Source organism: Streptomyces sp. NPDC093097 (assembly GCF_044754325.1).
In the GTDB taxonomy this organism is placed as follows: domain Bacteria; phylum Actinomycetota; class Actinomycetes; order Streptomycetales; family Streptomycetaceae; genus Streptomyces.
Genome location: NZ_JBIVOW010000036.1, coordinates 46,296 through 54,685, shown reverse-complemented (window position 1 = coordinate 54,685; position 8,390 = coordinate 46,296). Strand labels below are relative to the sequence as shown.

Here is an 8,390-nt window from a genome sequence, read left to right as displayed (position 1 = left end):
CAATCCACACCGAACCCGGAAGGCCCTCACCCGTTCAAGATCCCACGGCCGAGACCTGGCTCACTGTCCACAACCTCCCCGGACAGAACAACTAGGGCGCTTCTGACAGGACCGCGGGGCCCGCGGACTCCGGCACCGCGGACCGATCCACGCCGACGCACCGGACCGGCCCGCCCCGCGCTACCGCGCCGCGTACGCCCCCAACTCCCGTGCCAGCGCCACCGTCAGCGCCCGGAAGATCCGCACCTCCGGATTGCGGTCCCCGGCCCGGGTCGCCAGCACGCTCTGCGCGCTCGGCGCGTCCAGCACCGGTACGAACACCGTCCCCGGCCACGGGTAGTAACGGGCGAACGACTTCAGCCCGGAGCCGGCACCGCGCCCGGCCGCCACGCTCGTCAGCACGTCGTGCGGATTCAGCGCGCAGTCCGGCGCCCGCCGCTCACCGTCCTGGAAGTAGAGGTAGTCGACGAACGGCCGCGGGGTGCGCGCCGGCAGCCGCAGGAACGGCAGGTCCAGGACGTCCGCGATCCGCACGCCCTCCCGCGCCGCGTCCGCCAGCGGCGAGCGGGCGGAGACCGCCACGATCCGCTGCTCGGTCGTCAGCACGTCCACCTCGATGCCCTCGGCCTGCACCCACGGCCGGACGAACGCCACGTCCACCCGGTCCTCGCGCAGCGCGCTGCAGTGCTCGGTGAAGTTCAGCTGCACCAACGACACCGGCACCTCGGGTCGGGCCCGGCGGAAGGCGTTCACCGCGGCCGGCGTCACCTCCGCCGATCCGTGGCTCATCACCCCGACCCGCAGGCCCCGCCCCGGCGCCGGCCGGCCCCGGACGGCCTCGGTCACGTCCTCCACCGCGGCGTTCGCGGCGGCCAGCAGCGTCCGGGCGTGCGACACCAGCCGCTGCCCGGCGACCGTCGGGACCACCGGCCCCGGGCCGCGGTCCAGCAGCCGCGATCCGAACTCCCGCTCCAGTTGCTGCACGTGCTGGGTGACCGCGGCCGGCGACAGGAACAGCCGCGCCGCGGCCCGCCCGAAGTGCTGCTCCTCGACCACCGCCAGGAACGAAGACAGCCGGCGCAGATCCATGCCCGCCACGATAGGCCGGGGCCCAGGCGTTCGCCCCGGGCCGTTCACAATTCCTGAACGCGGGCGGCGCCCCCGCCCGCCGCCGCCGTACAACGTCCCCCATGCCTCTGACACCCACCCCGGCGGCCCCGGCCCACGCAGCCGCCACCGCGGCTCCCGTGCCCCGCCACTGGCTCCGTGCCGGCTGGCTGATGACGGCCTCCGGATGGAGCGCCAACCAGTACTCCTCCCTCCTCGGCGCCTACCGCGCCGGCCTCGGCCTGACCGCCGCCACCACCACCGCCCTCTTCGCCGTCTACGTCCTCGGCCTGATCCCGGCCCTCCTCCTGGGCGGCCCGCTCGCCGACCGCCACGGCCGCCGGCGGGTCACCTTCACCGCCCTGGGCGTCTCGGCCCTGGCGACCTGCCTGCTGATGTGCGGCCCGGCCGCCCCCGCCCTGCTGTGGCCCGGCCGCTTCCTCACCGGCATCGGCGCCGGCACCCTGCTCACCGCCGGCAGCGTCTGGATCAAGGAGCTCTCCACCCCGCCGTACGGCACCGCCCCCAGCCCCGGCGCCGCCGCCCGCCGCTCCGGCCTCTTCCTCTCCGCGGGCTTCGCCACCGGCGGCCTGGCCGCCTCCCTGATAGCCCAGTGGGCCCCGTACCCGATGGTCCTGGCCTACGCCCCGCACCTGGTCCTCACCGCGGCCGCCGCACTGAGCGCCGCCCGCGCCCCCGAGACGGTCCCGCCCCGGACCCCGGACCCCGCGGCCGCAAAGCCCGCCGCCCCGGCCTACCGCACCCCCTTCCGCCGCCTGGTCCTCCCGGTGGCCCCCTGGGTGTTCGCCGGCCCCTCGATCGCCTTCGCCGTGCTCCCCGGCCTCGTCGACGGCCGCCTGCACGGCTGGCAGACCGTGTACGCCGGGATCATCACCGCCGTCACCCCCGGCGCCGGCCTCGCCGTCGCCCCGCTCGCCCGCCGCCTGAGCGCCCGGCACCGGCTCGCCACCGCCGCCACCGGCCTGCTCATCACCGCCGTCGGGCTGCTGACCGGCGCCCTCGCGGTGGCGCACGCCCAGCCCGCGGAGGCCCTGCTCGCCGCCGCGCTGCTCGGCGCCGGCTACGGCCTGTGCGTGGCCCACGGCCTGACCGAGGTCGCCGCCCTGGCGCCCCCGCACCACCTGGCCCGGCTCACCGCGCGCTTCTGGACCGTCTGCTACCTGGGCTTCTGCACCCCGTACGTGATCACCCTGCTCGGCGGCGCGTTCGCCCCGGCGGCGATCCTGACCGGCGTCGCCGCGGCGGCCCTGCTCACCCTCGCCACCGTCGTCCGCCTCGGAGCCCGGTCCTCCGCCTGATCCGCCGGCCGCGGGGCCGCCGCCCCTTCGGCGGCGACCCTGCGGCAGAGCCCCCGCCCCGCGTACGGGAGAATCACCGGGACTCCTGGATCAACCTACGCGGAGGCAGCGTGTCCGGATTCGTAGAAAAGCCCGAGCCCGTGCAGGTCCCGGGTCTCACCCACCTGCACACCGGCAAGGTGCGCGACCTCTACCAGAACGCCGCCGGCGACCTGGTCATGGTCGCCAGTGACCGCATCTCCGCCTTCGACTGGGTGCTCCCCACCGAGATCCCCGACAAGGGCCGGGTCCTCACCCAGCTGTCCCTGTGGTGGTTCGACCAGCTCTCGGACCTGGTCCCGCACCACGTCCTGTCCACCGAGGTCCCCGAGGGCGCCCCCGCCGACTGGGCCGGCCGCACCCTCGTCTGCCACTCCCTGGCCATGGTCCCCGTGGAGTGCGTCGCCCGCGGCTACCTCACCGGCTCCGGCCTCGCCGAGTACCGGCAGTCCCGCACGGTCTGCGGCCTGGCGCTCCCCGAGGGCCTGACCGACGGCTCCGAGCTGCCCGCGCCGATCTTCACCCCGGCCACCAAGGCCGCCGTCGGCGACCACGACGAGAACGTCTCCTACGAGGAGGTCGCCCGCGAGGTCGGCGCCGAGACCGCCGCCCAGCTCCGCCAGCTGACCCTCGCGGTCTACGGCCGGGCCCGCGACATCGCCCGCGAGCGCGGTCTGATCCTCGCCGACACCAAGTTCGAGTTCGGCTTCCGCGAGGAGCGGCTCACCCTGGCCGACGAGGTCCTCACCCCCGACTCCTCGCGCTTCTGGCCCGCCGACCAGTGGCAGCCCGGCCGCGCCCAGCCGTCCTTCGACAAGCAGTTCGTCCGCGACTGGCTGACCTCGCCCGCCGCGGACTGGGACCGCACCGGCGAGCTGCCGCCGCCGGCCCTCCCGCAGGAGATCGTCGACCGCACCCGCGCCAAGTACGTGGAAGCGTACGAGCGCCTCACCGGCCACTCCTGGTCCTGACGGCACCACCGGCGCCGATCGCGCCGGACACGACGAAGGCCCCGGTCGTGATCGACCGGGGCCTTTTCTCTGAGCGGACGACGAGGCTCGAACTCGCGACCTCAACCTTGGCAAGGTTGCGCTCTACCAACTGAGCTACGTCCGCATGCTCCGTGCGTGGGCTCCCGTTCCGGTTGCCGCTGCGCGGTGCGAGCCCCACTATAGCCAATTTCCCGGGCCGCGACGCACGCCGTGGCGCACTCCTCCCACCGCCTTTCCCCGAGCCGCCTCGCCCGGACGTTGCACCCCGCACGCCGCTCCCCGGCATCCGCCTCTCCGCGGCCGGGTCAACTCCCCTCCGTCACCGCACCGTTCAGGCCCTCGCGTCAGGCCGCCGCCCCGCCCCGGCCGTCGCTCTCCGGCGGCAGCGCCCGGCCCCCGCGTTGTGTCCACCACCACACCCGCGTCGTGCCGGCCCGTCCCCTGCCCGCTCCGGGATTTCCGCGGATAAGGCCCGCGGTGCCGGTCCCGGATCACCCCGGGACGGTCCGGCCAAGATGCCGCCCCCTCCCGGCTTTTCGCTCGAGAATGCGGCATACGACAAAGGCCCCGGTCGCGATCGACCGGGGCCTTTTCTCTGAGCGGACGACGAGGCTCGAACTCGCGACCTCAACCTTGGCAAGGTTGCGCTCTACCAACTGAGCTACGTCCGCAGGCATCCACTCGGCTTTCACCCAGTGGCGCGACAGCTACTCTACCTGATCCTTTGGACCGGTTGAACTGTCAGAGCGGGTGACAGGGATTGCACACTGCGCCTCCCCCTTGGAAAGGGGGCGCTCTACTACTGAGCTACACCCGCGTGACTCCTCGGGGCCCGGCCTTTCGGCCTCGCCCCTCGGCGTGCTCCAGACTCTAGCTGATCAGTAGGGGTGCTGTGCAAGTCGGCGGTGTGCGTACCCGCGGACGCCGGCAAGTCGGTTAGTGGTTGGCCGCGTTGAAGGCCTCGTAGACCTTCTTGGGGATCCGGCCGCGGGGCGGGACGTCCATCTGGTGGGAGCGGGCCCAGGCGCGCACCGCCGCCGGATCGGGGGTCACCGCGGTCCGGTGGAAGGCCTTGCCGGACTTGGCCCGCTTGCGGCCGGCCTCCACGTAGGGGGCGAGAGCGCCGCGCAGTTTCTTCGCATTGGTGGGATTGAGGTCGATCTCGTACGACTTCCCGTCCAAACCGAAGATGACCGTCTCTGCGGCTTCTCCTCCGTCGATGTCATCGGAGAGCGTTACTACTACGCGCTGCGCCACGGATATCGGTCCTTTCGTGGAGCGACCCCTTGTTGACGTGGGGTGATGCTCCAGATCCGGCTGATTGGGATCAATGCTTTTTCATTTGTACAGCGATGGGCATTGCATTGTGAAGCCCATTTAATTTCGTCAGCGTGTCCCGCCGCAATCCGGCCCCCCGTTCTTTTCGGAGATTTTCCCTGGCGGGCACTCCTGGTGAAACCGGTCCGCGATCGGGCAGGCCGGATATCTATGCGCGTAGATTTTCGAACACGGTACTGTGAGGGCACCGCCTTACGCACCACACCACCGGGAGTGCCAGTGGCACGCGTCGTAGTCGACGTCATGCTCAAGCCGGAGATCCTCGACCCGCAGGGGCAGGCGGTGCAGCGCGCACTGCCACGCCTGGGTTTCGAGGGGATCGCCGACGTCCGTCAGGGCAAGCGTTTCGAAATCGAGGTGGAGGGGCCGGTCGACGACGCCGCCCTCGCCCGTATCCATGAGATGGCCGAGACCTTCCTCGCCAACACCGTCATCGAGGACTTCACCGTGCGGGTCGACGAGGCTGTGCGGGCCGAGTCATGACTGCTCGCATCGGAGTCGTGACCTTCCCCGGCACGCTCGACGACCGCGACACCCAGCGCGCGGTCCGGGCGGCCGGAGCCGAGGCGGTGCCGCTGTGGCACCGTGACAAGGACCTCCACCAGGTCGACGCCGTGGTCCTGCCCGGCGGCTTCTCGTACGGCGACTACCTGCGGGCGGGAGCGATCTCCCGGTTCTCGCCGGTGATGGAGACCGTGATCGGGCAAGCCCGGGCCGGGATGCCGGTGTTGGGCATCTGCAACGGCTTCCAGGTCCTCACCGAGACCCATCTGCTGCCCGGCGCCATGCTGCGCAACAACCACCTGCACTTCATCTGCCGCGACCAGAAGCTGCGGGTGGAGAACGCCGGTACCGCCTGGACCACCGACTACGCCGCGGGCCAGGAGATCAGCATTCCGCTGAAGAACATCGACGGCCGCTATGTCGCCGACGAGCGGACGCTGGACATGCTCGAGGCCGAGGGCCGGGTGGCGTTCCGCTACGTCACCGACGGCCCGGTCGCCGACGGGTACGGAAACCCCAACGGTTCGCTCCGCGACATCGCCGGCGTCACCAACGAGGCGGGCAACGTCGTCGGCCTGATGCCGCACCCCGAGCACGCCGTCGAGCCGCTGATCGGCACCGGCCGCACCGACGGCCTCGGGTTCTTCACCTCGATCCTGAAGAAGCTGGTCAACGTATGAGCCTCGACACCGTCACGCACGCAGCGACGACCCCGGAGGCCGACCAGCCCTGGGCCGAACTCGGCCTCAAGGAGGACGAGTACGCGCGGATCCGCGAGATCCTCGGCCGGCGCCCCACCGGCGCCGAGCTCGCGATGTACTCGGTGATGTGGTCCGAGCACTGCTCCTACAAGAGCAGCAAGGTCCACCTCAAGCAGTTCGGTGAGAAGGCCCCCGAGAACGACGCGATGCTGGTCGGCATCGGGGAGAACGCCGGCGTCGTGGACGTCGGCCAGGGCTATGCGGTCACCTTCAAGGTCGAGTCGCACAACCACCCCTCGTACATCGAGCCCTACCAGGGCGCGGCCACCGGCGTCGGCGGCATCGTCCGCGACATCCTCGCCATGGGTGCCCGCCCGGTCGCCGTCATGGACCCGCTGCGGTTCGGCGCCGCCGACCACCCCGACACCAAGCGGGTGGTCCCCGGTGTCGTCGCCGGCATCGGCGGCTACGGCAACTGCCTGGGCCTGCCCAACATCGGCGGCGAGGTCGTCTTCGACCCCTGCTACCAGGGCAACCCGCTGGTCAACGCGCTGTGCGTCGGCGTGATGAAGCACGAGGACATCCACCTGGCGAAGGCGTCCGGGGCCGGCAACAAGGTCATCCTGTACGGCGCCCGGACCGGCGGCGACGGCATCGGCGGCGTCTCGGTGCTGGCGTCGGAGACCTTCGACTCCGAGGGCAAGCCGGCCAAGCGCCCCTCGGTCCAGGTCGGCGACCCGTTCCAGGAGAAGCTGCTCATCGAGTGCACCCTGGAGATCTTCCGGGAGAAGCTGGTCGCCGGTATCCAGGACCTCGGCGGCGCCGGGCTCTCCTGCGCCACCAGCGAGCTGGCCAGCGCCGGTTCCGGCGGTATGCGGGTCGAGCTGGACACCGTTCCGCTGCGCGACTCCTCGCTCTCGCCCGAGGAGATCCTCATGAGCGAGTCGCAGGAGCGGATGTGCGCGATCGTCGAGCCGGCCAAGGTCGACCGCTTCCTGGAGATCTGCGAGAAGTGGGACGTCATCGCCACCGTCATCGGTGAGGTGACGGACGGCGAGCGGCTGGAGATCTTCTGGCACGGCGAGCAGATCGTGGACGTCCCGCCGCGCTCGGTCGCCCACGAGGGCCCGACCTACCACCGGCCGTACGCCCGCCCGGAGTGGCAGGACGCCCTCCAGGCCGACGACGCGGCCAAGCTGGCGCGGCCGGCCGACGCCGCCGAACTCCGCGCCCAGATCCTGGAGCTGGTCGGCTCGCCCAACCAGGCGTCCAAGGCGTGGATCACCGACCAGTACGACCGCTTCGTCCAGGGCAACACCGTGCTGGCGCAGCCCGAGGACGCCGGCATGGTCCGGATCGACGAGGACACCAACCTCGGCGTCGCCCTCGCCACCGACGGCAACGGCCGCTACGCCAAGCTCGACCCGTACGCGGGTGCGCAGCTGGCGCTGGCCGAGGCGTACCGCAACGTCGCCGCCACCGGCGCCAAGCCGCTCGCGGTCTCCGACTGCCTGAACTTCGGCTCGCCCGAGGACCCGGCGGTGATGTGGCAGTTCGCCGAGGCCACCCGCGGGCTCGCGGACGCCTGCCAGGTGCTGGGCACCCCGGTCACCGGCGGCAACGTCTCGCTCTACAACCAGACCGGCGAGACGGCGATCCACCCGACCCCGGTGGTCGCGGTGCTCGGCGTCATCGACGACGTCACCCGCCGCACCCCGGTCGCGTTCGCGGAGGAGGGCCAGCTGCTCTACCTCCTCGGCGACACCCGCGAGGAGCTGGGCGGTTCGGCCTGGTCGCAGGTGGTCCACGGGCACCTCGGCGGGCTGCCGCCCAAGGTCGACCTGGAGCGCGAGCGGCTGCTGGCGGAGATCCTGATCTCGGCCTCCCGCGACGGCATGATCGACGCCGCGCACGACCTCTCCGACGGCGGCCTGGTGCAGGCGCTGGTGGAGTCGTGCCTGCGCGGCGGCAAGGGCGCCCGGCTGGTCGTGCCGGACGGCCTCGACCCGTTCGTCTTCCTCCTCTCCGAGTCGGCGGGCCGGGCGGTCGTCGCGGTGCCGCGCAGCGAGGAGCTCCGCTTCACCGACATGTGCGGTGCGCGGGGGCTGCCGGCCACCCGGATCGGTGTGGTCGACGGCGAGGAGCTCGCGGTCCAGGGCCAGTTCGAGATCCCGCTGAGCGAGCTGCGGACGGCCCACGAGGCGGCCCTCCCGGGGTTGGTCGCGTAACGGCATGCTCCAACGGGGCGGCCTGCGCGCCCCGTTGACCCTCCGTACCGGAACGGCCCGTCAGGCATCAGTGCCTGATGGGCCGTTCCGCCTTTTTCGGGCGCGCCGCTGCCGGTCGCCGCGTCTTCACGCTTGCCCGTAATTACGTAACTACGTAATCTG

At 72.0% G+C, this 8,390-nt stretch carries 7 protein-coding genes and 3 tRNA genes; 5 read left to right on the top strand and 5 right to left on the bottom strand.

Annotated features, from left to right (window positions below):
• Window positions 1-180: 180 nt before the first annotated feature.
• Window positions 181-1,089 (bottom strand): LysR substrate-binding domain-containing protein, encoded by a 909-nt coding sequence (locus ACIQE0_RS36690; protein ID WP_402340122.1) that lies wholly within the window; start codon window positions 1,087-1,089, stop codon window positions 181-183.
• Window positions 1,090-1,190: 101 nt separating this feature from the next.
• On the opposite strand from ACIQE0_RS36690, the gene ACIQE0_RS36685 reads away from it, so the two are divergent.
• On the top strand, window positions 1,191-2,426 hold the full coding sequence (locus ACIQE0_RS36685; RefSeq protein ID WP_402340119.1) for an MFS transporter: 1,236 nt from the start codon (window positions 1,191-1,193) through the stop codon (window positions 2,424-2,426).
• Window positions 2,427-2,536: 110 nt separating this feature from the next.
• Window positions 2,537-3,436: a phosphoribosylaminoimidazolesuccinocarboxamide synthase gene (locus ACIQE0_RS36680; protein ID WP_402340116.1), complete on the top strand. Its 900-nt coding sequence runs from the start codon at window positions 2,537-2,539 to the stop codon at window positions 3,434-3,436.
• 72 nt (window positions 3,437-3,508) lie between these two features.
• Here ACIQE0_RS36680 and ACIQE0_RS36675 read toward each other — a convergent pair.
• The 4 genes from ACIQE0_RS36675 to ACIQE0_RS36660 form a co-directional block, all read right to left on the bottom strand.
• A tRNA-Gly gene (locus ACIQE0_RS36675) sits at window positions 3,509-3,581 on the bottom strand.
• 474 nt (window positions 3,582-4,055) lie between these two features.
• Window positions 4,056-4,128 (bottom strand) — tRNA-Gly (locus tag ACIQE0_RS36670).
• 74 nt (window positions 4,129-4,202) lie between these two features.
• Window positions 4,203-4,274 (bottom strand) — tRNA-Gly (locus ACIQE0_RS36665).
• 119 nt (window positions 4,275-4,393) lie between these two features.
• Window positions 4,394-4,714 carry an Lsr2 family protein gene (locus ACIQE0_RS36660; RefSeq protein WP_366334799.1) on the bottom strand — a complete coding sequence of 107 codons (321 nt, stop codon included), beginning with the start codon at window positions 4,712-4,714 and terminating at the stop codon, window positions 4,394-4,396.
• Window positions 4,715-5,014: 300 nt separating this feature from the next.
• Here ACIQE0_RS36660 and purS point away from each other — a divergent pair, with 300 nt between their 5' ends.
• The 3 genes from purS to purL are packed head-to-tail and all read left to right on the top strand — an operon-like array spanning window position 5,015 to window position 8,228.
• Window positions 5,015-5,278 carry a phosphoribosylformylglycinamidine synthase subunit PurS gene (purS, locus tag ACIQE0_RS36655; protein WP_366334797.1) on the top strand — a complete coding sequence of 88 codons (264 nt, stop codon included), beginning with the start codon at window positions 5,015-5,017 and terminating at the stop codon, window positions 5,276-5,278.
• Window positions 5,275-5,979 carry a phosphoribosylformylglycinamidine synthase subunit PurQ gene (gene purQ / locus ACIQE0_RS36650; protein WP_402340112.1) on the top strand — a complete coding sequence of 235 codons (705 nt, stop codon included), beginning with the start codon at window positions 5,275-5,277 and terminating at the stop codon, window positions 5,977-5,979. Before purS ends, purQ begins: the two co-directional genes overlap by 4 nt.
• The gene (purL, locus tag ACIQE0_RS36645; RefSeq protein ID WP_402340109.1) at window positions 5,976-8,228 is read left to right on the top strand and encodes a phosphoribosylformylglycinamidine synthase subunit PurL; all 2,253 of its coding nucleotides are present in this window, start codon (window positions 5,976-5,978) and stop codon (window positions 8,226-8,228) included. The genes purQ and purL overlap by 4 nt, the downstream gene beginning before the upstream one ends.
• Window positions 8,229-8,390 lie beyond the last annotated feature (162 nt).